The organism is Pseudomonas sp. Z3-6 (assembly GCF_051131985.1).
GTDB classification, from domain to species: domain Bacteria; phylum Pseudomonadota; class Gammaproteobacteria; order Pseudomonadales; family Pseudomonadaceae; genus Aquipseudomonas; species Aquipseudomonas zanjanensis.
On the sequence record NZ_CP071644.1, the window covers coordinates 3,119,369 to 3,144,820 of the forward strand.

General features: G+C 60.6%; 18 protein-coding genes. 9 read left to right on the forward strand and 9 right to left on the reverse strand.

What is annotated here, in order from left to right:
* The first annotated feature begins 300 nt into the window (after positions 1-300).
* From J3P88_RS14175 to J3P88_RS14215, 9 genes are all read left to right on the forward strand, one after another.
* Entirely contained in the window at positions 301-2,691 is a 2,391-nt protein-coding gene (locus J3P88_RS14175; RefSeq protein ID WP_434575992.1) for a type VI secretion system Vgr family protein, read from the forward strand.
* Between the two features lie 13 nt (positions 2,692-2,704).
* Positions 2,705-3,469 (forward strand): DUF4123 domain-containing protein, encoded by a 765-nt coding sequence (locus J3P88_RS14180; protein WP_434575994.1) that lies wholly within the window; start codon positions 2,705-2,707, stop codon positions 3,467-3,469.
* Between the two features lie 120 nt (positions 3,470-3,589).
* The gene (locus J3P88_RS14185) at positions 3,590-4,102 is read left to right on the forward strand and encodes a DUF3304 domain-containing protein (RefSeq protein ID WP_434576456.1); all 513 of its coding nucleotides are present in this window, start codon (positions 3,590-3,592) and stop codon (positions 4,100-4,102) included.
* A gap of 86 nt (positions 4,103-4,188) precedes the next feature.
* On the forward strand, positions 4,189-4,647 hold the full coding sequence (locus J3P88_RS14190) for a DUF3304 domain-containing protein (protein WP_434576458.1): 459 nt from the start codon (positions 4,189-4,191) through the stop codon (positions 4,645-4,647).
* A complete protein-coding gene (locus tag J3P88_RS14195) occupies positions 4,635-7,013 on the forward strand; it encodes a T6SS phospholipase effector Tle1-like catalytic domain-containing protein (protein ID WP_434575996.1) in 2,379 nt (792 codons plus the stop codon). The genes J3P88_RS14190 and J3P88_RS14195 overlap by 13 nt, the downstream gene beginning before the upstream one ends.
* The gene (locus J3P88_RS14200; protein WP_434575998.1) at positions 7,010-7,273 is read left to right on the forward strand and encodes a PAAR domain-containing protein; all 264 of its coding nucleotides are present in this window, start codon (positions 7,010-7,012) and stop codon (positions 7,271-7,273) included. Before J3P88_RS14195 ends, J3P88_RS14200 begins: the two co-directional genes overlap by 4 nt.
* Before the next feature lie 140 nt (positions 7,274-7,413).
* Entirely contained in the window at positions 7,414-8,403 is a 990-nt protein-coding gene (locus J3P88_RS14205; RefSeq protein ID WP_434576461.1) for a hypothetical protein, read from the forward strand.
* Positions 8,390-11,767, forward strand: coding sequence for an ImcF-related family protein (locus J3P88_RS14210; RefSeq protein ID WP_434576000.1), 3,378 nt, complete (start codon positions 8,390-8,392; stop codon positions 11,765-11,767). Before J3P88_RS14205 ends, J3P88_RS14210 begins: the two co-directional genes overlap by 14 nt.
* Before the next feature lie 306 nt (positions 11,768-12,073).
* Positions 12,074-13,657, forward strand: coding sequence for an ABC-F family ATP-binding cassette domain-containing protein (locus tag J3P88_RS14215; RefSeq protein WP_434576002.1), 1,584 nt, complete (start codon positions 12,074-12,076; stop codon positions 13,655-13,657).
* Between the two features lie 34 nt (positions 13,658-13,691).
* On the opposite strand, the gene J3P88_RS14220 is transcribed toward J3P88_RS14215, so the two are convergent.
* The 9 genes from J3P88_RS14220 to J3P88_RS14260 form a co-directional block, all read right to left on the reverse strand.
* Positions 13,692-15,329 (reverse strand): BatD family protein, encoded by a 1,638-nt coding sequence (locus J3P88_RS14220; protein ID WP_434576004.1) that lies wholly within the window; start codon positions 15,327-15,329, stop codon positions 13,692-13,694.
* A complete protein-coding gene (locus tag J3P88_RS14225) occupies positions 15,326-17,062 on the reverse strand; it encodes a tetratricopeptide repeat protein (protein ID WP_434576005.1) in 1,737 nt (578 codons plus the stop codon). Before J3P88_RS14225 ends, J3P88_RS14220 begins: the two co-directional genes overlap by 4 nt.
* On the reverse strand, positions 17,059-18,138 hold the full coding sequence (locus tag J3P88_RS14230) for a vWA domain-containing protein (RefSeq protein ID WP_434576007.1): 1,080 nt from the start codon (positions 18,136-18,138) through the stop codon (positions 17,059-17,061). Before J3P88_RS14230 ends, J3P88_RS14225 begins: the two co-directional genes overlap by 4 nt.
* Complete coding sequence (locus tag J3P88_RS14235; protein ID WP_186704893.1) at positions 18,131-18,625, reverse strand: DUF4381 domain-containing protein; 495 nt, start codon at positions 18,623-18,625, stop codon at positions 18,131-18,133. Before J3P88_RS14235 ends, J3P88_RS14230 begins: the two co-directional genes overlap by 8 nt.
* Entirely contained in the window at positions 18,622-19,566 is a 945-nt protein-coding gene (locus J3P88_RS14240) for a DUF58 domain-containing protein (RefSeq protein ID WP_434576009.1), read from the reverse strand. The genes J3P88_RS14235 and J3P88_RS14240 overlap by 4 nt, the downstream gene beginning before the upstream one ends.
* Before the next feature lie 9 nt (positions 19,567-19,575).
* Positions 19,576-20,535, reverse strand: a complete 960-nt coding sequence (locus J3P88_RS14245; RefSeq protein WP_039589986.1) for an AAA family ATPase — start codon at positions 20,533-20,535, stop codon at positions 19,576-19,578.
* Positions 20,536-20,980: 445 nt separating this feature from the next.
* The gene (locus J3P88_RS14250) at positions 20,981-22,696 is read right to left on the reverse strand and encodes an ATP-binding cassette domain-containing protein (RefSeq protein WP_434576011.1); all 1,716 of its coding nucleotides are present in this window, start codon (positions 22,694-22,696) and stop codon (positions 20,981-20,983) included.
* Positions 22,697-23,033: 337 nt separating this feature from the next.
* Positions 23,034-23,897 carry a YcaO-like family protein gene (locus tag J3P88_RS14255; RefSeq protein ID WP_434576012.1) on the reverse strand — a complete coding sequence of 288 codons (864 nt, stop codon included), beginning with the start codon at positions 23,895-23,897 and terminating at the stop codon, positions 23,034-23,036.
* Between the two features lie 570 nt (positions 23,898-24,467).
* Complete coding sequence (locus tag J3P88_RS14260; protein ID WP_186728545.1) at positions 24,468-25,445, reverse strand: NAD(P)-dependent oxidoreductase; 978 nt, start codon at positions 25,443-25,445, stop codon at positions 24,468-24,470.
* Positions 25,446-25,452 lie beyond the last annotated feature (7 nt).

The following is a 25,452-nucleotide window of genomic DNA, read 5'->3' on the forward strand; positions in this document are numbered from 1 at the left end:
GCGACATTTTTTGCGCCGTGTGGGCAGTTTCCTAAGAAATTGCGCCCCACCCTATAGGACTCTTCCCAAACGTCGCCGAACCCGACGCGAAAAGATGGAACCATCCTTTGAGCTGGTTCACGCTGATCTCCCTTGAAACTAATTCCTGCACAACAACGCAGGCAGCAAGGGAAGTCATGCCAGCAAACCGCTCTGAAAGACGCAAAGTCGATTTCAATCAAAACAACGCCGACAAGGTTTTGTCCCCATTACCTCCCCACCTTAGACAAGCGGCGGGAAACACCCGGGGAGATCGGCAACATGTCTAGCCAACACCCCATCTTCTTCGACCACAGCCGCCACACCCTGAGCGTCTACAACCTCCAGGCCCGCCTCGACGTCCTGGCCTTCGCCGGCGAAGAACACCTGAGCCGCCCCTACCATTACCGCATCGAGTTCACCTGCACCGAGCGCGACCTGGCCCCCACCGACCTGCTCAACCAGGACGCCCATTTCAGCCTGTACCCGATGCCGCCACCGCCGACGCCCAAGGGTTTCAAGCCCCCGGTGATCAAGCCATTGCGCTCCTTCCACGGTGCGGTCACCGAGTTCAAGCGCCTGTCCGGTTCACACGACGAAGCCCGCTACGAAATCACCCTGCAACCACGTTTCGCGCTGCTGGACCGGGGCAAACAGTTCCGCATCTACCAGTACCAATCGGTACCGGAGATCGTCGAGCACATCCTGCGCACGCGCCACGATTTCCTCGGCCAGCACTTTTATTTCAACGTGGTGCGCAAATACCCCCGCCGCGAACAGGTCATGCAATACGACGAAAGCGACCTGGCGTTCATCGAGCGCCTGCTGGCCGAGGTCGGCATCTGGTATCGCATCGTCAGTGACGATCGACTGAGCATCGACGTGGTGGAGTTTCACGACGACCAACGCCACTACCAGCGCGGCGTCGAGTTGCCGTGTCGCCCGTTGTCAGGCTTGACCAGCAATGGACAGGACGCGGTCTGGCAGCTGCAAACCGCCCATCAGGTGGTGGAAAAACACATCAACTTTCGCGCCTATAACCACCGCGAGATCTACGCCTACCTTGACGGTGAAGTCGACCACACCCGACGCGCCAAGGGCACCTACGGCGAGGCCTATCACTACGGCGAACCCTACACGGTGCTGGGCGACCGCTACGCCCTGGACGAAGACCTGCAAAGCGAAAGTGGGTTTTTCTACGCACGCCTGCGCCACGAACGCTACCTCAACGACCAGGTCCGCCTCAGCGGCACCACCACCAGCGCCACCCTGGCGCCGGCGCAACTGCTCAAGATCACCGGCGGCGCACCCCAGGCCTTTGATCCCGGCGCGGTGATCGTCGGCCTGCGCACCGAAGCTGCCCGCGACCGCAGTTTCATCGCCACTTTCCAGGCCATTCCCTATTCGGAAACCGTGTGCTTTCGCCCGGCGCTACTGCCCAAGCCACGCATCAGCGGCACCATCCCCGCCCGTATCAACCACCCGGAAACCAACCCGCCGTACGCCGACCTCGACTTCGAAGGCCGTTACAAGGTGCGCTTTCTGTTCGACCGCGACACCTGGGAATCCGCCCGCTCAAGCGCCTGGCTGCGCCTGGCCCGGCCCTACGGCGGCGACACCCACGGCCTGCACTTTCCGCTGCAGGCCGGCACCGAAGTGGCGGTCGCCTTCGAACAAGGCGACCCCGACCGCCCCTACATCGCCCACGCCCTGCACGACAACGAACATCCCGACCTGGTCACGGCGCGCAATGAAAGACGCAACGTGTTGCGCACCCCGACCAACAACAAGTTGCGCATGGACGATACGCGGGGGCAGGAGCACGTCAAGCTCAGTACCGAGCACAGCGGCAAGAGCCAGTTGAACCTGGGGCATCTGGTGGATGCCGAGCGTAAGAAACGAGGGGAAGGGTTTGAGTTGCGCACGGATGGCTGGGGGGCGATTCGGGGTGGCAAGGGTGTGTTTATCAGTGCGGATGAGCAGGTCAAGGCCAAGGGCGACGTCCTGAGCATGGACCCGGCCAGCGCCCAAGTCGAAGGCGCCAAACAACAGATGGCCGACTGGCAAGACATCGCCCAGGCCCATCACAGCCGCAAGCCCGACCTGGGCGGCTTGCAGCAATTTCAGGCCGATGCCAAGGACCTCAAGGCCGCCGCCATCCTGCTCAGCGCCCCCAAGGGTATCGGCGCCGTCACCCCGGCCAGCTTGCTGCTCAAAAGCGGCGACGCGCTCTATCTACAAAGCCAGGACCAAATCAACCTCGCCGCCGGCAAACGCCTGTCGGTCCATGCCAACCAGGGCATCTCGCTGCTCGCCCAGCAGGAAGGCATGCGGCTGGTCTCCGGCAAGGGGCCGCTGGAGATCGAATCCCATGGCGATGTGCTGGATATGAAAGCCCAGCAGGACATCAGCGTGCAGTCGGTGCAGGGGCATGTGCAGGTGACGGCGAAGAATGGCATCACGTTGGCTTGTGGGGGCGGGTTTATACGGATTAACCCAAGCGGCGCCATCGACATCCATAGCCCCGGCAAGCTGAACCTCAAGGGGCAACACGTTTGGGAGTTGCCTGCCGGGCAAAGCTTTGCGTTGGCGGATTTGCCGCAGTCGGTGTGTAAGGAATGTCTGGAGAAGGCTCGTAAAAACGCCGTCGGACTCTTGCCGCGCGAAGGTTAAAAACAAGGAAAACATGTACATGGCAACGCCAAGCGAATGGCAAGAACAGATTGAACACGTTTGCATCACCGCGGACATACAGCGCGTCGACCTGCTGCTGGACCAGGGCGCCTGGGACAGCTGCGCCGTACCGGCATTGAAGCAACTGAGGCCGGAGGTTCCATGGCATTCACTGTTCGCCGGTACACCGGAGGAAAACCTGCTGGAACAGGCACCGCTGTTGATGCGGCTGGATCTGGGCCATTGGCAGCATCGCGCCTGGCTGGAACAACTCATGACTCACTGTGCAGCCGACGCCCGGCTGTTGGTCGCGATCTCACCGTTGTCCTTCGACATCCTCAGTCAGGCCCTGCAAGCCCTGTCCCAGATGAAATGGGGCGGGCAGCCCGGCTTGTTGCGGTATTACGACCCGCGCATCTTTCCGTTGTTGGTGTCGTCCATCTTGAACGACGAACAGCGAATCCAATACCTGCTACCGGTCAGTTACTGGAGCTGGCTGGATCGGGACGGCCAGCCGCAATGGCGACGGGGCGCAAGCCAAGCGCGGAACAGCATCGACATTCAACCCCTCGTCGAACTGAGCGATGAGCAATGCGACCTGATCGGCTGCATCTCCGATGCGCAGCAGCTGTTGAATAGTGGGCGATTTGACCAGCTTGAGGAAAGTAAAGAGCAGCGGTTCGCTTTGTTGTATCGGTTGGTCGTGCGGGCAAGTAAAGAGAATTACTTTGGAAAACTCAGTGAGTACGTGGAGCGATGTGTGCTTCCTGACTCTTAATGAGCCGAATTGGCATTGTTCGAGATAGAACTTTGCCAAAAGATCGTATGAAAAATGTTCGAACGATGCAGGTTTTCCTGCGGTTTGAATAAACAAAAGGACTTTGCCATGAGGCGATTGATGTTAAGGAAGATGATGGTGCGAGGCCTTTATGCCTTGCTTGGAGTGATGTTGTATGGGTGTTCTTCTGCCGATAACGAGATGGCAGGAGGGAACATTGAGGCCGTCAACCATACGCGAAATGCCATTAATTGGTTGTCCGTCAATGGTTATAGGGCTGATGGAGGGGGAGGCAGTTCTTGTTGCGTCATCATGCCGACGAAGTGGCGTCCCGGTTTGAAAGCTCATATTGAGTGGGAGGTTGATACAGATCCTTACGCATATTCGAAGTGGCCTCCATTGGGGACTGATGGTTATCGAGCGGCTCAAGTAAAACATAAAGCCAACTATCAGCATCACAGTGCCACGATAGAAATTCCGGAGTGGCCGGGAACGGACTCCTGTGGTTTGAAAGTCCATTTCCTAGTTTGCAATCAAATCAAAGTCACTACTTCCTGCTGGGGGTACGGCTCACCCCATAATCCTATTAAAGAGCCTCTGGAAATGAAGGAGCCCGCTGTATGCCCGAAATAGAAAACAACTTGAAGGCGGACAAAGGGCCGAGGCGATCGACGCTCAGGAAGGTGGCGCTGCGTGGGCTATATGCCTTGTTGGGATTGATGTTGTATGGGTGTTCTTCTGCCGATAACGAGATGGCGGGAGGGAACATACAAGCTGTTAACCATACGTTAAATGCCATTAACTGGTTGTCCGTCAACGGTTACAGGGCTCACGGAGGGGGGGGCAGTTCCTGTTGTGTCATCATGCCGACGAAGTGGCGTCCTGACTTGAAGGCTCATATTGAATGGGAGGTTGATCCAAATCGACATGCAAAATTGCCTTCGGTTACTTCAATTGAGTTTCGAGAGGCATATGCTAAACATTCAGCGAACTATCAGCGCCACAGCACCACGGTAGAAATTCCGGAGTGGCTGGGAACCGAGCGCTGTGGTTTAAGTGTGCATTTTTTGGTTTGCAATCAAATTAAAGTCACGAGCTCTTGTTGGTCGTACTATTCACCCAATTATCCTATTAAAGAACCCTTGGAAATGAAGGAGCCCGCTGTATGTCCGAAGTAAAAAATAATAATTCGAAGGCTAAGGCCTGGGCGCCGCCAGTCTTTCCTGTTGGTGGACGCCTGCCCGCAGAGATTCGAAATGTGAGCGATAACCACGATAAGCAAACCACAGAGGAAAATCGTTTCCGCCAGAAGACCAACGCCAGGGGACAGAAACAGCACTCGGCGTGCTGCCATAGTTTGCACATCAGCCTGTTTTTTGATGGTACCAACAATAACGAGGACAACGATACCAAGAAGGGACATCCCAGTAATATTGCCAAGTTGTTTCATGCCTCGCTCCAAGGTCCAAAGGCTATGCAAAACGGCTATTTCTCCTACTACATGCCCGGCGTCGGCACCCCCTTTCCGAAAATCGGCGAGCTGGACTACAGCGAGGATGGGCTGAAATACGCCACCGGTGGAGAAGACCGCATCAACTGGGCCTTGGTGCAGGTCGCGAGTGCGTTGTCTTTTGCATTGACCAGAAACGGAGTCGATGACGTCGTTGCCAAAACCAAGGTTGAGTCGATGAGCACCTCCAAAGGCCCGATGATGAGCATCTTCGGCGCCGGTCGGCGGCGCCAAGTCATGAAAGGTCTACTGGAATCGCTGAGGCCTCATGTCCCCAGAGCTAGACCTGAAGTGCTTGGCGTCAAGCTCTTCGTTTACGGCTTCTCTCGCGGGGCAGCGGAAGCACGCACCTTCGTAACCTGGCTGAGCCAACTGTTCGACACGCCGGACGGGGCCGAAAATCCGGAACAGACATTACTCGGCCTGCCGGTGAGCATCGAGTTCCTCGGTCTGCTCGATACCGTGGCCTCGGTGGGCATCGCCCATGTCACGCCATTTTTCGCCGGGCACATGGACTGGGCCGACGACACCCAGTTGTTGCCGGACGCGAAGACGTTCCCGGAATTCGTCAAATGCTGCCGGCACTTCGTCGCGGCCTTCGAACAGCGCGCCTGCTTCCCGTTGGACTCGGTCCGCAACGAGGACGGCAACTACCCGCGCAACACCTATGAAGTGGTGTATCCCGGCGTGCACTCCGACGTCGGCGGTGGTTATCCGCAAAATGATCAGGGCAAGGCGCGCGGTGGTACGGACGAATTGGTGTCGCAGATCGTCCTGCACGATCTGTATGCCGCCGCCTTCGCCGCCGGTGCGCCGTTGCAGGTACCGGAAGCGGTACTGCCTCGAAGTTTAGTGCCGGAAAAATCATGGCGTGAAATGGGGCCACAGACGTTGGGAGAATTTGTGGTCAATCAGCAAGTCATCGAACGCTTCAACGCCTGGCACCACCAAACCCTGCAAACAGTCCCGCCCGAGGATCAAGACAGCATCCCCACCGATGGCTACCACCCGCAGCTACTCACCACCACCGTCGAAGACACCCTGGCCGATCAACTGGGCTGGATCACCGGCTGGCGCATCGGCCGCTATGCCAATGACCTTGAGAAAGTTGACGACGGTTATCGATACAACGACAGCTACAAGCACCAACCTTTCTTCAAGGAGGCCATTGAAGTCACCGCCTATGACACGGACGAGCAGCGCAGCGCTTATGAAGAAGCGAAACGGATCGCGCTGAAAAACCGCCAGAAGGAACCCGCAGCGGCGATGAATCATCCCGGCCCGCCGATCTATGAGCCGCAGATTGACCAGACCCAGCTCAGCCAGGCCGCCACCGAGTTCAAGCACGACTACCTGGATATCGGTCGCAAGCAGACCAGTTGGTCGGGCAAATTCCTGGATGTGGTGGTGCGCGATTCGGTTTACCTGCTCAACGAGAACGACGAGGTGCGGGATCACGCCAGCATCAAGGCGGCGGGCGAGCAGCGCTACAAACAGCTATTCCATGACAAATTCGGTAGGCCCAGCCGGGACCCGGGCTTGGCACTGTTGGTGGCGTTGTTCGACGACCATATCCACGACTCGCGGGCCTGGTTCATGCACGACAAGCTGGCGTCCCGCGAGCTATGGGCCGGCTACTTCTTCTATCGCATGACCTATTTCGGCAACGAGAACAGCCGAGACTTGTCCCCGGTAGTCGTGGCCGGACGGATGCTGGGCGTGGCGGTGCTGGCGGGCGCCACGGTGTATGGCATCAAGCGCGGCGGTGCATTGGACGCCTTGGGTGGGCTGACGGCCGGCATGGGAGCGGCGACCATCGGTTACCGGGTGGTCGATAAGGTCACTGGCGCCGTGGTGCCGTTCTTGCCGGGTGCGGAAGAGATCTTGCAGCCGACGCGCCATATCGGTCAGGTGGTCATTGAGCAGAAGAAACAGATCGCCCTGGACGATTATCTGCAGCGTATGGAACGGACCGACGAAATGCTGCGTCTGGCCGGAAGCCTGGTGGAGCCGGATGGCGAGGTGATCTCATGATGCCTTTGATACGTGTAGGCGACCCGCTGCATCCCTTCGGTGGCGAAGTGCTGGAAGGCTGCTTTCTAGCACTCGGGCAACCGATGGCATCCGTTGGGGATAAGGTTCGCTGCGATTTGCATGGCGAGAACCGCATCGCCCAAGGCGCGGCGGGGTACAGCATCAACGGCACGCTGTTGGCCCTGCACGGGTATCGCTGTGAATGTGGTTGTACGTTGGTCAGCACGTTGGCGCTGTCGATGATGTCGGTGACGCCATGAACCGTGCGCCGTGCTACCCGCCGCTCGCCGAACCAGGGGAGCCGCGCTGGCGCCGTTGGTGGCTGGCGCTGCCGCTGCTGTGGTGTGTGCAGTTGGCGGTTTTGTTGACGCTTTGGCCCGAGGATCAACCTCGCTTGGAGCTGTGGTTGTGGAGCGCCGTGTTGCCGCTGGGTTGGGCGCTGGCCTTGGCGCTGCGTGTATTGCCGTGGCAGATCGGCTTGTTCAATCGTGATGTATTTCGTCGCACCCAGCATGACAACACCCAACGCTGGTGGCGCTGGCGAAGCCTGGGGTTGCCGGTGGAGCAGGTGCTGTTGTTGGGGCCGGCTGGGGATGATCAAGAACATTACCAACGCCTGATGGAAAACACGTCCTCGCCTCCGTCGCTGGCAGCCCCCGATGCGTCAGCGCCCGCTCGACGTTGCCCCGTGATACTGGGTAAGACCGTCGAACGCGCTCCAGCGCTGGCGCAACACTTGGCCCGGTTGGTCCTGGGGCTTGACGCGGTAGCGGAGCGCTGGCCGAGGTTGCGGGCGATTGCCTGGGTGGGCGACGAAAGCGCCCGAACTGCCTTCGAGAAGATGCTGGAAGACAACGGCACCGTGCCGCCCAAGGTGCGTTTGCCCTTGCAGGACCTGGCTGACCTGGACGAACTGATCGACATCTTCAATCACGAATGCCGTAAGCCGGACGATTGGCTGCTGTGCGCTGGAGTGATGTCGATGCAGAGCGCCGAAGAAGCAGTGCCGCCCGGCGAAGGCGGCTTCGTCTGGCTGGTGAGTCGGCAGGGGCAACAGCTGTTGCATCGAGGCGAATACCTGTTGCGTGAAATCAACGAGCCGCCCGCTGACCTCTGCGCACAGATGCAGCGGTATGCCGGGCTGCAAACACCGCCGCCGACGTGTCTGGCCATGGATCAGGCCAGTCAGGAGGCTTTCGTGGGTGGTTGGTCGGCGGTAGAGCATCAATTGGCCGGGCATTGGGGCGCCTTGGCGCAGCTGGCGCCGTTCATCGGCATGTCGTTGGCGTTGTTGCAGGCAAAGGAGGCTGGGCAGCCCTGTGGCTGGCTGAGCCAGGATGCGGAAAAACGATTGGCTATAGGAGTGGCAAAGCCTTATGGAAATGAATAACGGCGAGCCCAAGGGCTCATTGATCGGGTTGGGATCGGGCTACCTCCTGGTCATGACGTTCATGGTCATACTCGGTTGCCTACTGTATCGCCTGGCTGGCCACCACTTGGGTTGGCCGCCAGTACCGCTCCAGCAATTGACGTTGTGGGGACTGGGCGCATGGTTGGCGCTCGTTTTGTTCTGCCCGACGATTCTGTTGGCCTGGGATCGTTTGGCGGTACGCCAGGCGCAGCGGACCACGCAGGGCAGCCATGGCGGCACTTCCAGCTCCCGATTGAATCCGCAACCTGATTCGAAAGACGACGAAGAAAAGTTGATCAGGCTCCGCGAACACCTGCGCTTCCAATACGGCCCCCTCTGGCGCCACAAAGTCCGCCTCCTGCTCATCGTCGGCGAACCCGCCCAGATCACCGCCATCGCCCCCGAACTGGAAAAAAAGAAATGGCTTGAAGGCGAACGCACCGTGCTCCTATGGGGCGGCGGCCTTCAAGAAAAATTGGAAACCCCGCTGCTGAACCAATGGCTCACCCTGCGCCGTGGCCGGGCGTTCGATGGGGTGGTCTGGGCGTTGGACAAACCTCAAAGCACCGACGACGCGGCGATGGCCAAGGCCTTGCGGCACTTGCACGACTTGGCGCGGCGGGTGCGGCGGCAGTTGCCCTTGCACCTGTGGCAGGTCTGCGAAAGCGCCTGGCCGCAGGACGGGCGCGAGACCCAACCGGTGGGCTGTTTGTTGCGCTCGCCGGTCACGGCGCCGATGTTGGAGACGAACCTGCACAACCTGCTGGGCCCCTTGCGCCATGAGGGGTTGGAGCAGATGCAGGTCAACAAGCAGATGCACCACGATTTCCTGCTGCGCCTGTCCCGGGATCTGAAGGTCGAGGGCATTGCCCATTGGCGTCAGGCGTTGGCGCCGTTGTGGGGTGGGATGAACCCGGGCGTGCTGCTGCGCGGGCTGTGGTTCAGCTTGCCGCTGCCCGTGGCGCACAGCAGTGAAAACCTGCACTTCTGGTGGCCGGATCCGGCCTGGCATGGCGTGCAGCGCGACAAGGCGGTCGGCGCTCGCCTGGGCTGGGGCGTACCGCGAGTCGCTTATGCGCTGTTCATGGGCCTGGCATTGGTGGGCATCGCGGGGACGGTGCTGTCCTTCGTGAGCAATCGGGCGCAGATCGTCCAGGTGCAGTCGGTGTTGGCGACGTTGCGGCAATCGTCCCAGGGCGATGAACACCTGTTGGCACTCAATGAACTGGTGCACCAGTTGGCGCGGCTGGATCACCGTGTCGTGCACGGTGCGCCGTGGTACCAGCGCTTTGGTTTGAACCGCAATGAAACATTGCTCGAAGCGCTGTGGCCCCGTTACGTCGAAGCCAATAACCGCCTGGTCCGCGACCCGGCGGCGGCCCGTTTGCGCGAGCAATTGAGCGCGTTGGTCCAGCTCGCGCCAGGCAGCCCCGAACGCATCGAGCGCACCCGTGACGCCTACGATCAGCTCAAGGCGTACCTGATGATGGCGCGCCCGGAAAAAGCCGAGGTGGACCTGTTGGTCAAGACCCTGGGCCACGTCGATCCCACGCGTGACGGCATCTCTCCTGGTTTTTGGCAAACTTTCGCACCGAACCTGTGGCAGTTCTATGCCGAGCAATTGCCCGCGCACCCGGACTGGCGCATCGAGGCCGACCCACGTTTGGTGGCGCAGGTGCGCCAGGTGTTGCTCGACCAGATGGGCCAACGCAACGCCGAGGCCAGCCTGTACAAACGCGTGCTCGACGAGGCCGCCCAGCATTATCCGGCCCTGGGCCTGCAACAGATGGTCGGCGACACCGAGGCTGCCGCGCTGTTTTCCAGCAAGGCCAGCGTGCCTGGCGTGTTCACCCGCCAGGCCTGGGAGGGCCAGGTGCGCCGGGCCATTGATGAAATCGCCCAGGCGCGCCGTGAAGAAATCGACTGGGTGCTCAGCGACAAACCTGGCGATGTCGATGGCCGCTTGACCCCCGAGGTGCTCAAGGCACGCCTGACCGAGCGTTATTTTCAGGATTACGCCAGCGCCTGGCTGAACTTCCTCAACAACCTGCGCGCGCGTCAACCCAAAAACCTGGACCAGGCGATCGATCAATTGGCGCTGATGAGCGACACCCGCCAATCACCGCTGATTGCGCTGATCAATACTCTGGCCTACCAAGGGCAGGCCGGCACTCGCGGTCAGGCCTTGAGCGATTCGCTGATGAAGTCGGCGCAAAAGCTGATCGGACCGGACAAGGCGCCGGTGATCGATCAACTGGCGGATTTGTCGAGCGGCCCCCTGGACGCGACGTTCGGGCCGTTGTTGGCGCTGCTGGGCAAGGGCGTCGAAGGTCGTAACGCCAGCGATGGCCTGAGCCTGCAGTCCTACCTCACCCAAGTGACCCGCGTGCGCCTCAAATTGCAACAGGTCAGCACCGCCACCGACCCGCTGGAGATGACCCAGGCCTTGGCGCAAACGGTGTTCCAAGGCCGCGGCATCGACCTGACCGACACCCAATCCTATGGCCGGCTGATGGCCGCCAGCCTCGGCGCGCAATGGGCCGGCATCGGCGAGACGCTGTTCGTGCAACCGCTGGAACAGGCCTGGCAGCGCGTCTTGCAACCGTCAGCGGCGGGCCTCAACAGCCAGTGGCAACGCTCGATCGTCGCGCATTGGAACACCGCCTTCACCGGCCGTTATCCGTTCGCAGCGACCGCCAGCGACGCGTCGTTGCCGATGCTGGGGCAAATGATCCGCGCCGACACGGGGCGCATCGAACGCTTCCTGCACAGCCAGTTGAGCGGCGTGCTGCGCAAGGAAGGCAATCGCTGGGTGGCCGATCCGCGCCATGGTCGAGGCTTGCGGGTCAACCCGCAGTTCCTCGCGGCAATCAACCAACTCGGCGACTTGGCCGACGTGCTTTTCACCGATGGCAACCTGGGCCTGAGTTTTGAACTGAGCGGCAAAGGCGTGCGCGATGTGGTGCAGACCACCTTCATCCTCAACGGCGAAAAACACGAGTACTTCAACCAGAAGGAACGCTGGCAGCGCTTCGGCTGGCCGGGGCGCAGCGATTACCCCGGCGTGAGCCTGACCTGGACCAGCGTCCACACTGGCGAGCGATTGTTCGCGGATTACGCCGGCACTTGGGGGCTGATCCGCTTGCTCGAGCAGGCCACATTCACCGCACTGGACGACGGCGACAGCCGCTACCGCATGGTGCTCAAGGCCCCCGATGGCCTGGGTTTGACCTGGCACCTGCGCACCGAGCTGGACGCCGGGCCGATGGCGTTGCTCAGGTTGCGGGGGTTTACGTTGCCGGGGCAGGTGTTTCTGGAGGGGCGCGGGGCTGCGGGGGGATAGCCGGGCAACCTGAACCGCCTGACTAACGGTGGATCTGGGCACGGATTGTTCGATGCACGAAACGACGGTGCGGGCGATGTAGAGCTGTCGGGCGTGAGTTTGCTCAAGTTATGTCGGGCAATTGGCTGCTTTGTGGTGGAATCTGTCCGTGTTTGTCGCTATTGGAGTGCCAAAAATGAGGCCCGTCTTGCCTACCCGCACGGTTTGGCGGCCCGTGCCGTAGTTCAAGCATGGTGAACCTTACTGGCACCGCAAACATCAGGGAACGATTCAGGGCCCATCGGGCCGATTGTCCAAGGAGGCTTCATGACCCAACGATTACTCCAACTTGACCAAGTGTCGTTCAATCTGCCCGACGGGCGCGTTCTGTTCGATCACTTGAACCATGCCTTCAGCGCCAGAGCCACAGGCATCGTGGGAGCCAATGGCTGTGGCAAGTCGTTGCTGGGTCGGCTGCTGACGGGGGAACAACGGCCCTCCAGCGGCACCGTCCGTCGAGAAGGACGGGTTTACGCCGTGGCGCAATTACTGGAACCCGAGCGCTATCCCAGCGTCGCCGCGCTGGCCGGGGTCGACCACATTCTGGCGGCACTGGATCGCATTGCTCAAGGTAGCGTCGACGATGACGACCATTCGCTGGTGGTCGACCAATGGGATTGCGCAGCACGCCTTGAGGCGCAACTGCAGCAGATCGGCCTGGGTCACCTGAATGCCCATGCATGCACCGATGCACTCAGTGGCGGCGAACGGCAACGGGTGGCGCTGCTGGGGGCGTGGTTATCCAGGGCTGACTGGCTCATTCTGGATGAGCCCAGCAACCACCTGGATATGGATCAGCAACACAAGCTTGCGCAGCAGATCGATCGCTGGCCCAACGGCCTGGTGCTGATCAGCCACGACCGCGAACTCCTGGAGCACGTGAACGAAATTGTCGAGCTTTCACCGTTGGGGGTGGGGGTTTATGGCGGCAGCTACAGTCAGTATGCGGCGGCGCGCGAGCAGGAGCAGCAGTCGTTCCAGTCGGCGTTGCAAGGGGAGCGGGCGCAGGCCAAGCGTGAGCAACGTGAGATAATCATGCAGATGGAGCGGCAGCAACGGCGCAATGCCCGAGGCGATCGCCAAGCCCGTGACGGTAATCAGACCAAGCTGATTACCAACGCCCAGAAAGAGCGCAGCGAAAACAGCCAGGGGAAATTGCGCCTCAATCAACAGGTAGCCCGTGAGCAGCAGCAACGACGAATTGCCGAGGCTCGTGCGCGGTGTGCGCCGGAGATTCAGCGCATGATGCTGTCCCCGGAAAGCACGGTGCCCAACGGCAAGCTGATATTGCAGCTCAATGACATCGTATTGCCGTTCGGTTCCGTTGCGCCCGTCAATCTGACGTTGACGGGGCCTATGCGCCTGGCGGTTCTGGGCGCCAACGGTAGCGGGAAATCTACCCTGCTGCGGGTCATCGCCGGTCAACTGCCGGCGCAGGAAGGTGAGCTGATACGCAGTTGCCTTATCGGGTGGTTGGATCAACATGCTGGATTGCAGTATCCCGACCGCACGCCAGTGCAATGGCTCCACGAGAGCAATCCCCAGTTGCCCGAAGCCGAGGCGCGAACCCGGTTGGCGCAGTTGGGCATTGATGCGGATCGGGCGATGCTCAAAACCTGTCAATTGAGTGGTGGCGAGCGCTTGAAAATAGCCCTCGCGGCACAGCTGTATTCCCAGTGGCCGCCACAACTGCTGTTGCTGGACGAACCGGACAACCATCTGGACTTGCCCAGTCGAATCGCGCTTGAGCAAATGCTCAACCAGTACCAAGGTTCATTGATCGTGGTTTCTCACGACAGTACTTTTCTACAGGCCATTCATCTGGATGCCGAGCTCGATCTCAACCTCTAGACGCGTTTTGATTCATTGTCTGACCTTATTGAAATCACTTCGGATAAAGCGGCGGCAACTCACTGTCGCCCAGTGGGTCCTGGGAGCGGTCTGCGGTGGGAATGGTACGAATGGCCCGCCACAAGTCTTCGCCTTGCCAATGCTGGCCGGTCTCGCTGTAGAGCGCGCCGTTGAGACCGTCCAGGGCGTCGGACAGCGGCACGAAACGCGCCGCCATGTCGGCCAGGGTTTCCGGCTGTTGGCGGGCCCAGGCGTCCAGGGCTTGGCGGGTGGCGTGGGAGTCGTTGGCCAGGCAGGCACGCTTGAGGTCGTCCAGCAGGGTGCGCGGGCTCGGTCCGGCTTGGGTCGAGCGCAGGATCGCCGGCTGCCAACGGGCGCGCCACCACAAGCCGAAGCCGAGCAGTGTCGTGCAGGCCAGGATCAGGCTGCTCAGTTGCCAATACCACAGGGTCTCACTGTCCACCGTGGTCACGATCTGTGTCGTGCTGGCCGGCGTATCCACCATCAGGCTCGGATTGTTCGCCACTTGCAGGGTCCGCGCCGGGAGGCTGGTGCGGTCCAGGTGATCCTCCAGGGTGTTCCACCAGACCACTTCCACCGGTGGCAGCTCGATGGTGCCGCTGCGGTTGGGCACCAGTGCCTCGCGGTCCTCGCGGCTGCCCACCAGCCCGCGTTCACTGCTGCGGCTGCTGAGGACCGGTTGGTCTGGATAACGCCGCAGGCCATTGATCTCGGTGGCCGGCAACGGTGGCAACTGGGCGCTGGCCAGGCCTTCGGCTTCCAGGGTCAGGCTGCGGGTCAGGGAATCGCCGACCTGGCTGTGGGTCGGCTCCGGACTCCAGCTTTCACTCAACGACAGGCTGCGTGCCGGCAGCCAGGGCACGTCGGCCGGGTAGCTGGCCGGCTTGGGTTTGACGCTCAGCAGCAGTTGCTCGGAGCTGACCCGCATCAATTGGCCGGGCTTGGGGCCTGAAGGGGCGGCGTCCTGGGTCACCGGTTCGACCAGGGTGGCACTGAAGGTCTGGGCCGGAATCGTCAGCTCGCCGCTGCGCTGCGGGTAGATGCCATAACGCAGTTCGATGACGCCGTGGCGTACATCGTTGATGACTTTTTCGTAGGTGCGCGATTCACCCAGTTGTTCGGTGCGCGCATCGGGGATGTGCAGCGGCGTCAGGCTGCTGTCGTCATACAGCGACACCGAATGGTAGATGCGCAGGGTCAGGATCGCTTGGGCCTGCACATACACGTCGCGCTGGTCGAGGCTGGCCTCGATGAACACTGGCGCCAGGGTTCCCGAGGCGTTGCGGGTTTCGCTTTCGATGACTTGCAGGGTGATCGGCTGGGTGCTCACTTCGCCCAGTTGCAGCGGCGGAATGACCACGGTGCCGCTTCGACGTGGCAGCAAGGTGATGATCCAGCGGGTGGTGGCGCGGTTCTCGCCGTCGAGGGTCGTCAACTGATTGACCTGGCGGGTGCCGCGCACATCGAACAAGGCCTGGAGCGGGCCCAGGTCGGGTTTGCCGAACAACGTGGCGTCATTGGATTCCAGGGTCAGTTCCACCGTTTCCCCGGAGTTCAGGCGGCTGCGGTCCACACTGGCCGTCAGCTGTGCAGCCTGGGTTCCAGAGGCCCAGAGCAGCAACACGAGGAGGTAGGCGGTGAAGCGGGTCATGGGGTTTTTCCCTGGGCCTGATGGCTTTGCTGTTCATACCAGAATTTACGCCTGAGCAGCTCGCCGGGGTTATCCGGGATCTGGCGCAACCATTGTTCCATGGCCTGGCGTTGTTCTTCTTCATTGCGCTGGCCGCCGGCGGGACGCAGCGGCGGCGTGGTGGTCTGTTCGTCAGGCAGCTCGCTGCCCGGCACATCCTGGGCGGTGGGCGGCTGTGCGGCCCGTGGGGGCTGGGATTCGTCCGGCGTCGCGGTGGTCTCGGTGGATGGCTGTCCCGGTTCGGAAGACTGGCTCGTCGAAGTGCTATCCGACGCTTGCTCGGAGGGGGCTGGTTCCTCGTTTTCCGCGGGCTTGGGCTCTGGCGCCGGTGGTGCCTGCTCCTTCAACAGGCTCTGCACCAGCGCCTTGTTGGTCTGGGCCGGGCGCAGGTCGGGTTGCAATTCCAAGGCTTGTTCGTAGGCATCCAGTGCGGCCTCCAGCTCACCGCTCTTGGCCAGGGCGTTGCCACGATTGTAGTGGGCACGGGCGTCGTTGCCTTCGGCGAAGCGCCGGGCGGCTTCGCTGTATTGACCGGCTTCGTACAGGGCGACGCCTTGCCATTGGCTGTCCTCGAAGCGGGCGGCGGCTTCGGCGGGGCGCTTTTGCTTGAGCAAGTGCTGGCCCTGTTGATCGGCGCGCAACCACAGGTCCTGGAATTCGAAGGCGTGGCCGGTTTGCGGCAACACGAACAGCAGCGGCAGGCAGAACAGCCAGCCGCGACGTCCGGCGCAGGCGGCCAGCAGCAATAATGGCAGGAGCAGCCAATAACCCTGGTCGGCCCAGGTGTCCAGGCGCAACGTCTGGCCGTCACTGCGCAGATGGCGAGGACCGTCCAGCAGGCCCAGGCCGCGCAGGTCGCTGTCGTCAAGCCGCGCCGGTCGGTAGCGGCCATCCAGTTCGTTGGCGAAGGCCTTGAGGCCCGGGCTGTCCAGGCGCGGCACCAGGATCGAACCCTGGGCATCCTTGAGGTAACTGCCATCTTCCTGGGCCACCGGTGCGCCTTCCCGGGTGCCGATGCCCAGCATCAACCATTGCGTGGCGGAACCGTCCAGGACTTGGCGGATGCCTTCACGTTCCTGTTCGTTCAACGACGAACCGATCAGCAGGATCCGACCGTGGCCGAGTTCACCCTGGTCCAACAGGGCCATGGCCTTATGGACCGCCAGGTCGGCGCGATGACCGCCTTGGGGCATGATCGACGGCGCGAGGGCTTCGAGCAGGTTGGCGCTGGTGGCCAGGTCGTCGGACAGCGGCACCAGCGTGTGGGCGCTGCCGGCATAGACAATGATCGCGGTTTGGGCATCGCTGCGGTTCTGCAGCAGGTCCAGCAACTTGCGCCGGGCCTGTTCCAGGCGCGTCGGCGGGACGTCGGTGGCGAGCATTTCCGGGGTCAGCTCCAGTATCACCACCAGCGGATCGGCGGGTTTCTGGCTGGTCTGCTCGACCCGCGCCCAGCTCGGCCCCAGCAACGCCAGCACGATCAACAGCCAACCCAGTCCCAGGGCGATCCATGGCAGCCGGCTTTCCCGACCCGTGCCACCGCTGAGCAGCACGGCGTGGAAGGCCGGGGGCAAGATCATCTGCCAGCGGCCCACTCGCTTCTGTCGATGCCACAGTTGCCAGAGCAACCAGCCCAGCAACGGCAGCAGCAACACGAACCAAGGGCGCAGCCAGTGTGGCCAGAGGGCGATCATCGACGCCTCCGCAAGCGCAGCCGCTTGAGCCGTTGACGCCACTCGGTGTGTTGGGTCGGTTTGAACAGCGCCTGGTTGAGCAGGCGCTGCAGTGGATTGTCCGGCCAGCGCACCCGGGCCGCCAGCAGCACGCTCAGCAACAGCGCAACGGTCAGGGGCCAGTGATACAGCGCCAGGGCAGGGCGCGCTTGGGTCGGTTGCTGGGTCACCGGTTCGAGCTGGTCGAGGGTGGTCTTGATCGCCAGCAGTTGCTCACCATCCTGGGCGCGGAAATAACGACCGCCCGTGACCTGGGCAATGTCCTTGAGGGTCGGCTCGTCGAGGTCCAGGCTCGGGTTGACGCCGAGGAAGCCCGCCGTGCCGCTTTGTTCCGGGTCGGCACCGATGCCGATCGGGTAGATTTTCACGCCTTCGTCGGCGGCCAGCTGCGCCGCAGTCAATGGATCGATTTCGCCGCCGTTGTTGGCACCGTCGGTGACCAGGATCAACACGCGACTGTGGGCCGGACGCTGGCGCAGGCGCTTGAGGGCCAGGCCGATGGCGTCGCCAATCGCGGTATTCTTGCCGGCGATACCGATGCGCGCCTCGTCGAGCCAACGCCGCACGGTGCGACGGTCGAAGGTCAGCGGCGCCTGCAAGTAGGCCTGGCTGCCAAACAGGATCAGGCCGACCCGGTCACCTTCGCGGCCTTCGAGAAAATCCCCGAGCATGTGCTGGACCAGCGTGAGGCGGCTGACTTCTTCGTCCTTCCACTGCATGTCGGGAAAGTCCATGGAACCCGAGACGTCCACCGCCACCAGCAGGTCGCGACCGCTGGCGGCAATGGGCAACGGTTCCCCCAACCACTGCGGCCGGGCGGCGGCGATCAGCAACAGCAGCCAGAGCAGGATAAAGGGTGCCTGTTGTCGCCAGGTCGGCAGATTGGCCCGGGCCCGACGGCCCACCAGGCCTTCCAGGTCACCGAGGAAACTGACCTTGAGCGCCGGCTCGCCGCTGTCGGCCGCCGGCAGCACCAGGCGCATCAGCCAGGGCAGTGGCAACAGGGCGAACACCCACGGCCAGGCGAATTCAAACATGTTTGCGAATCCAGATTTCCACCGCCTGGGTCAGGCCGGCGATGGCTTTGTCGTCGAGCTTGCATTCGGGCTTGTAGGCGCCTTCCACCAGTACCATCCAACGCGTCAGGCCGGCGGCCGGGCAACGGTTGTCGAGGAAGGCCAGCCATTTGCGCCCGTTGAGGGTGTGGCTCTGGCTGTAGGGATAGTGATTGCGACACAGGCGCTTGAGCAACCCGTTGAGCTGCTGCAGCCAGGCACCGGCCGGCGCGCCGTCGTAGGGTTTGGGCAGCCGGGCGAGTTCGGCCAGGGCGGCCACGCGCACCGGGTCCAGGGGTTGCTCATTGCGGTCCGTGGTGCGCTTGGCGGGAATGAAGCGGCGCAAATGCCACAGCCCCAGACCCAACAGCGGCAACAGCACCAGCAGCAACCACCAGCCCGGCGCGGGTGGCCAGAAGCCGATGGGCGGTGGCGCCATCAACGGTTGCAGTTGATCGAGACTGCTCATCGGCTTTTCCCGGCCCGCTTGGGGTTCAGGTATTCGCGCAATTGCTCGACCATGTCACCCTGGGTGCTCAGGGGCATCATCAGGATTCGCAGCTTCTGCGCCAGCAGCTCCCAACGTTCCTGGCGACCGTCGGCCTGGGCGCGATAGGCCTGGCGCAACTCGACATTCAGGGTGTCGAGCTCCAGTTGGGCATCGCGCTGGGCGAAGCGCAGCAAGCCGGCGGCGGGCAGGGCGTGGTCCAGTGGGTCCGACAGCGGCAGCAGCAACAGGTCGCAATGGCGCGACAGCAGGCTCAGTTGCTGCTCGGCGCTGTCGGACAAGGCGCGCTCGTCGCAAATCACGATCACCAGGCTGCCGGGCCGCAGCACTTCCCGGGCTCGACGCAGGGCGATGCCGAACGAGTCGCGATCCGGCTCGCCCTCGGTGTGCAGCGATTGGTTGACCCGCACCAGCCGGTTGAGCAATTGCAGAAGGCTCTGTTTGCTGCGCCGTGGCTTGACCTCGTAATGGGTGTTGTTGCCGAACACCAGGCCGCCGACCCGGTCGTTGTGCCCCAGCGCGGCCCAGCCGATCAGGCTGGCGGCCTGGGCGGCGAGCACCGACTTGAACATCAACCCCGAGCCGAAGAACAGCCGGTGGCTTTGCTCGATCATGATGAAGATCGGCCGCTCGCGTTCTTCGTGGAACAGCTTGGTGTGGGGCTCCTGGGTCCGGGCGGTGACGCGCCAGTCAATGGTGCGCACGTCGTCGCCGGCCTGGTAGACCCGCACCTGGTCGAAATCCACCCCGCGTCCACGCAGCTTGGAGTGATGCAGGCCGATCAGCGGGCTGCGTTGGCCTGGTGTCGAGAACAATTGCACCTCGCGCACGCGATGGCGCATCTCGATCAGCTCCGAAAGGCTGACGCGGATGCCCGGTGCGGGCGCCAGGGGGTTATTCATGACGCATGCTCAAGCGACAGCGACGACGTCGAGAATCCGCTGCACGACCCGGTCCTGGTCGATGCCGGCGGCCTCGGCTTCGAACGACAGGATGATGCGATGGCGCAGCACGTCGAACAGCACGGCCTGGATATCTTCCGGGCTGACAAAGTCGCGTCCGGCCAGCCAGGCATGGGCGCGGGCGCAGCGGTCGAGGGCGATGGAGCCCCGCGGGCTGGCGCCGTAGGCGATCCACTCGGCCATCTCCGGGTCGAACTTGGCGGGGTTGCGGGTGGCCATGATCAGTTGCACCAGGTATTCCTCCACGGCGTCGGCCATGTACAAGCCGAGGATTTCCTTGCGTGCGGAGAAGATCGCCTGCTGGCTCACGCGACGTTCGGGCTTGGTCTCGCCGTTCAGCGCTTCACCCCGGGCCTGCTGGAGAATGCGGCGTTCCACGGCGGCATCGGGAAAACCGATCTTGACGTGCATCAGGAACCGGTCGAGCTGGGCTTCGGGCAGCGGGTAGGTGCCTTCCTGCTCGATCGGGTTCTGCGTGGCCATCACCAGGAACAGCGGCGACAGCTCATACGTGCTGCGCCCGACACTGACCTGACGCTCGGCCATGGCTTCGAGCAGGGCCGACTGGACCTTGGCCGGGGCGCGGTTGATTTCATCCGCCAGCACCAGGTTATGGAAGATCGGCCCTTGCTGGAACACGAAACTGCCGGTTTCCGGCCGGTAGATTTCGGTGCCGGTGATGTCGGCAGGCAGCAGGTCAGGGGTGAACTGAATGCGATGGAACTGCGCTTCGATGCCCTCGGCCAGCTCTTTGATGGCCTTGGTCTTGGCCAGCCCGGGCGCACCTTCCACCAGCATATGACCGTCGGCGAGCAGGGCGATGAGCAGGCGCTCGATGAGTTTTTCCTGGCCGAGAATCTGCGTTGAAAGAAAGGTTCGCAGCGCCAGCAGCGCTTCACGATGTTCCATCGATGACTGTTCCTGGAAAGGGTGGCCCCAGGCGTTCGGATAACGCCGGGGCTGGGGGCGTTACTTTAATGCATGGCAGGGGGTGGCGACTAACGGGATTTTGTCTGGTGTGCGGATTTGTGATCGGTTTGGAGTCGTTGTGGGAGCGGGCTTGCTCGCGAAGACGCAGTGTCAGACAACATTTTCGTCGACTGACACACCGCTTTCGCGAGCAAGCCCGCTCCCACAGGGATCTGTGGTGTACACCCGAGATCAGTGTGGGAGCCGAGCTTGCTCGCGATGATGGCGGCACATCCAGCATCGTCGTCCCAGGCAGACTGCCATCGCGAGCAGGCTCGCTCCCATAGGAGATCTGCGGCATATGCGAATCCTGAGGCCACTCCAAAACAACTGTGGGAGCCGAGCTTGCTCGCGATGACGGCGGCACATACAACTCCAATCTTCGCTAGTTTTGCATCCGAATCTCATCCACCAGCAGCTTGATTGCTGGTCTGTCGACCAGCTCCCGCCACGGACCATCCTCCACGATTGCCCCAGCATGCATCACAATGACCCGGTCAAACCGATGCAGGTGATCAACGTCGTGGGTGACACATATCAATCCCTGCCCGGCAAAAACCTCGAATAACAGGTCCCAAAGGGGCGTGGTCAACCTGGGTTCGATGGATGCGCTTGGCTCGTCGAACATATTGAATTTTCCAGGCTTGTTGATCAGGCGCAGTAGCGATAGGCGTTTGGCTTCGCCTCCGGAGATATTCGATGCATTTTCGCTGACCTGCCGTGTAGCCACGATCTCATCCAGTTCCAGTTGTCGTATGGCTCTGGATAAAATGGGCGATGCGCTGCTTCCGAACAGAACCGATTGTTCAAAAGAGCCTTCCAGGAACCGTGGTTGTTGGGGGCAGTATCTCAAGGCGCCCAAGTGAGCTTGACCGGTCAAAAATGAGACCGGTACCGAGTCGATACTCAGTTGGTCACGCATTGATGCATCAAGCCCGGCGAGGACTTCCAGAAAAGTGGTTTTGCCTGCGCCGCTAGGGCCCGTAACAGCCACTGACTGCCCTTGGGCAAATGCCAGGGAGCGCTTGATCGACAGGCGAAGCGGTCCCGTTCCCGTCACTTCGCAGGGGCCGAGTTCCAGAACTGAGGACCGCTGGAAATCAACCCAGGCCAGCCGATTGCTGCGATCGAAATCCGGAAGCGATAGCAGACCCTGAAATTGACGCTGGTCTGCAAGAAACTGATCGAGAACACGATACCCTTCAGTCAAGGTTGAAATACTGAGCAGGTAGCTCCCCGCGATTGAAAAAATGGCAACCAGCTGCCCGACACTGATACTGGGCTGGCCCGAAAGCTGGTCCACGACGCCCCAGTAGAGCAATCCCCCAGTGGAAAGACTTACGAACAGTATCTTGGCGGTGCTCAGCAGGCCGCCAGATGATGCCGTAGTCACTGCGGCGTTGGCATAACGTCCGAACGCCGCGTTCAACGGGTGCAGGGCAGTAGGTACGGCACTTTCCAGTTTTATGATTTTTCCCGCGTTGAGGGTGTTGTAGAGGTGAGCGCTTAATTCATCTTCCTGTTCATTGACTGCGTCGATGTGCTTTCTCCGCCATCTGATGATTTTATGGGTGGCAGCCAGATAGATAATTCCGAACGCAGTCATGCTCAAAAAAATTTCACCGCCTCCAATGTAAATAAAAGCAGTTCCAACAACTATGAATTCCAAAAGTACGGGAAGTGCAATGGTCACAATGAAAGTGAGTAGTTGTTCGTGCGCAGTAATTCCGCGCTCGACCGATTTGATGAAATGGCCGATTCTCCAGGAGTTGAATGACGAAAACTCTTTGCCGATGAGTTCTGTGATCCACCCAATGGAAGCGTTCATGATAATGTTTTGTACCAACTTAGACAGCGAGTGGATTTGCAGAGGAGTGATGGCGGCATGAATGCATCCCGCGGCAATCAGGCCTGCCGTCAGTGCGAGCAGGGTGCTGGATGCTGGATTTACATTGCCTTGCAGCGTGTCGATGATGGTTCCGAGTAATAGCGGAGGGGCAAGTGTAATCAGTTTAAGTGCGATGATGGTGATTATAGTTATCATCAGAAGTTTGGTGTGTTTTTTATAGGCGCTTTTTATCATTGCCCTAATGCTGTGCATGTACTCGCTCCTGGTTGCTTTGTGTTCGATAGTTCAACCGCGTAATACGTACTGAGGCACCACCAGGCGACCGTTTCTAATGATGTTGAAGCGCTCAAGTCCTGGGATGTAGATTTGAGTGACGATGCTGTTGCCTGAAAAGCGAGCCACCGTTCGGTGGAATATTTTCATTCTTTTGCTTGATAGGTTTTTTTGCAGTTTTTCTAATTGTTCGGAGACTGTCGGGGAGTCGATATGTGCAGGGGAGTCAATTGTGGGAGGTGTCGCTCTTATGAGTGGTGCGAAGTCAATCAAGTGTTTCAGATGCCTTGATTTAGATAATAGGTCAAAGGTTTCTCTATCTATGGATAGCGACATCATATAAGTCCTCGGACTGGAACTGTTCAGTAACTGCCCTTTGGATTGCAGTATGGATTTCAAGCGAGCATCCGGAACCGATGGGTGAAAGATGGTGACCTCCAGGGCCCGCCTTGGGAAATGCCACTGCAAAATAAACTGACAGTACGTCCTTGATGATGATCACTTGCAGTTTGTTCACTGACGCCAAGGCGGCGGGGTGGCTCCTCAGCGCTGTTTGGAGCAGCGCGGCAGAAGGTGTGTATAGTTTCATTGCCGGACCGAGGCCGCAGACAGTCATGTAGAGAAGAGACAGGATATGCCTCTCGATTGTTTCGTGGGCACCATGTAACAGTGCTTCGTTCTCTGTGCAACCAAAAGCAATTCCTGAATTTGATGAGTAGCGAGATAGAAAGCGCAGTGCGGAATTCGAATCTTCGTGGATGTTTTGTGTCGTTTCAGGGCATAGAAGGACGCACGGCGCGAATAGCTCTTCATTATTGTTGAGCGAGGTAAGTCTGAAACATTCGATTAATTTTTCGGTGTGAGGCAGGCTGGTAAAGATTCCATCGTCTGTAACTGCTTTTTGAGTAGCTATCTTATCGGAGCGGTATCGTATGGGAGCATCAGCAAGAGGCTGAAACGTGCTGAAGTGTTCAATGCTTTCTGCCAGCGCGCCTATTAGTGAGTCAGGCCCCTTGCCAGCCCCCGATTCAACGAGATTATCGTTGCCATCAAACAGTTCGGCAGTCGCCACTAGCTTGGATGGTGTCGTGTACCGTGTTACGGCACTGAGGCCCAGTGCATGGAGCGTGGACATTATATTGAATAGCGCTTCGGTGGGTGATAGTTCTCGTTCTGACATGTGGGTCTCCTTTAAAGGATGCCGAAAGGAGATCCTTTCGGCATCTGTTCGCCGATATTTAATCGGTCACTGATTTAGTTAGTCAGCGACGCAAAAAAATCGGCTTCCGTTGCGAGGAGATCCTCAGAAAGCCCTAATGCCTGTGGCAGGCCAAAAAAGGTGTTATTTATTTCAGAGCGTTTTCTGCCCATGTCGATTTACTCCAATGTAGTTAATGAGCGTCGCGACGCGAGCGCCCAACTTTGCGTGTGTTCGCAAGTGATTAATTAATAACATTGGGGTTGGGTGAAGGCTATTGCGCGACTTCCGAGGCTGACGTAGGTTCGTTCTTGCCGTTGAGTAGGAGGGGAGTGTAGGAATGTAGCTGCTTTGTTGAAAGTGTGGTTTCTCTCTACTGTTTTCGCCGTTTGGGATGTTTATATTATTTTAAGAAAGGATCAAAAGGGTTATCTGGCAGCGGTGTTTTAAGGCGGGTGCGCCCGGAAAGAGGTTGTGTTGCCTGCACCTCTAAATGAACACAGTTGCCATCGCGACCCTGCTCGCGATGGCCTATTCGAAGGCGGCAACATGTCAGCCTACCCACGCCCCCGCATTCACCAGATTCACCGGCCGCTCCCCCGCCAACGCCGCCAACAGGTTGTCCACCGCACAGCGTGCCATTGCCTCCCGGGTCTCATGGGTGGCCGAGCCCATGTGCGGCGTCGCGACCACGTTGTCCATCTGCAACAGCGGCGAATCGGCATTCAAGGGTTCGCGCTCGAACACATCCAGCCCCGCGCCACGGATCTGCTGGTTGCGCAGGGCTTCGATCAACGCCGCTTCATCCACCACCTTGCCCCGGGAAATATTGATGAAGATGCTCTCGGGACGCATCTGCGCGAACGCTTGGGCGCCGATCAGCCCGTGGGTCTCGGCTGTCAGCGGCAAGGTCAGGCAGATGAAATCCGCCTGCTGCAACAGCGTTTCGAGACTGCAATAACGTGCGCCGAACCGCTGCTCGACCGCAGGCTTGGGCGAATGGCTGTGGTAGAGCACCGGCATACCGAAGCCGAAGTGCCCGCGCTGGGCCAAGGCTTCGCCGATGCGCCCCATGCCGATGATGCCCAGGGTCTTGCCATGGACGTCGGTGCCGAAATGCTGGGGGCCGATGCTCTGTTGCCACCTGCCTGCGCGGACCTGATTGGCCAGCTCCACCACGCGCCGGGCGGTCGCCAGGATCAGCGCGAAACCGGTGTCTGCGGTGGTCTCGGTCAACACGTCCGGGGTATTGCTGAGCAGGATCCGGCGTTCGGTCAGGTAATCGATGTCGTAGTTGTCGACCCCCACCGAGACGCTGGCGATGGCTTGCAGGTTCGGCGCCAGGTCCAGCAGCGCCGCGTCGAGCTTGAGGCTCGCGCCCAGCAGGCCGTGGGCGCTGGGCAGGGCGTCGCGCAGTTGTGTCAGGCCCTGGGCGTCGAGGCGTTCGATGAGCGTGACTTGGGCCTGGGCTTGCAGGCGTTCCATCAGTTGCGCTGACAGTTTTTTGTACAACACCACGTGCTTTTTCATGGGATGG

Bases quoted from the DNA above. Each gene is read 5' to 3' on its own strand.
- J3P88_RS14175 (WP_434575992.1), top strand. From the start codon at position 301: ATGTCTAGCCAACACCCCATCTTCTTCGACCACAGCCGCCACACCCTG.
- J3P88_RS14180 (WP_434575994.1), top strand. From the start codon at position 2,705: ATGTACATGGCAACGCCAAGCGAATGGCAAGAACAGATTGAACACGTT.
- J3P88_RS14185 (WP_434576456.1), top strand. From the start codon at position 3,590: ATGTTAAGGAAGATGATGGTGCGAGGCCTTTATGCCTTGCTTGGAGTG.
- J3P88_RS14190 (WP_434576458.1), top strand. From the start codon at position 4,189: ATGTTGTATGGGTGTTCTTCTGCCGATAACGAGATGGCGGGAGGGAAC.
- J3P88_RS14195 (WP_434575996.1), top strand. From the start codon at position 4,635: ATGTCCGAAGTAAAAAATAATAATTCGAAGGCTAAGGCCTGGGCGCCG.
- J3P88_RS14200 (WP_434575998.1), top strand. From the start codon at position 7,010: ATGATGCCTTTGATACGTGTAGGCGACCCGCTGCATCCCTTCGGTGGC.
- J3P88_RS14210 (WP_434576000.1), top strand. From the start codon at position 8,390: ATGGAAATGAATAACGGCGAGCCCAAGGGCTCATTGATCGGGTTGGGA.
- J3P88_RS14215 (WP_434576002.1), top strand. From the start codon at position 12,074: ATGACCCAACGATTACTCCAACTTGACCAAGTGTCGTTCAATCTGCCC.
- J3P88_RS14220 (WP_434576004.1), bottom strand. From the start codon at position 15,329: ATGACCCGCTTCACCGCCTACCTCCTCGTGTTGCTGCTCTGGGCCTCT.
- J3P88_RS14225 (WP_434576005.1), bottom strand. From the start codon at position 17,062: ATGATCGCCCTCTGGCCACACTGGCTGCGCCCTTGGTTCGTGTTGCTG.
- J3P88_RS14230 (WP_434576007.1), bottom strand. From the start codon at position 18,138: ATGTTTGAATTCGCCTGGCCGTGGGTGTTCGCCCTGTTGCCACTGCCC.
- J3P88_RS14235 (WP_186704893.1), bottom strand. From the start codon at position 18,625: ATGAGCAGTCTCGATCAACTGCAACCGTTGATGGCGCCACCGCCCATC.
- J3P88_RS14240 (WP_434576009.1), bottom strand. From the start codon at position 19,566: ATGAATAACCCCCTGGCGCCCGCACCGGGCATCCGCGTCAGCCTTTCG.
- J3P88_RS14245 (WP_039589986.1), bottom strand. From the start codon at position 20,535: ATGGAACATCGTGAAGCGCTGCTGGCGCTGCGAACCTTTCTTTCAACG.
- J3P88_RS14250 (WP_434576011.1), bottom strand. From the start codon at position 22,696: ATGCACAGCATTAGGGCAATGATAAAAAGCGCCTATAAAAAACACACC.
- J3P88_RS14255 (WP_434576012.1), bottom strand. From the start codon at position 23,897: ATGTCAGAACGAGAACTATCACCCACCGAAGCGCTATTCAATATAATG.
- J3P88_RS14260 (WP_186728545.1), bottom strand. From the start codon at position 25,445: ATGAAAAAGCACGTGGTGTTGTACAAAAAACTGTCAGCGCAACTGATG.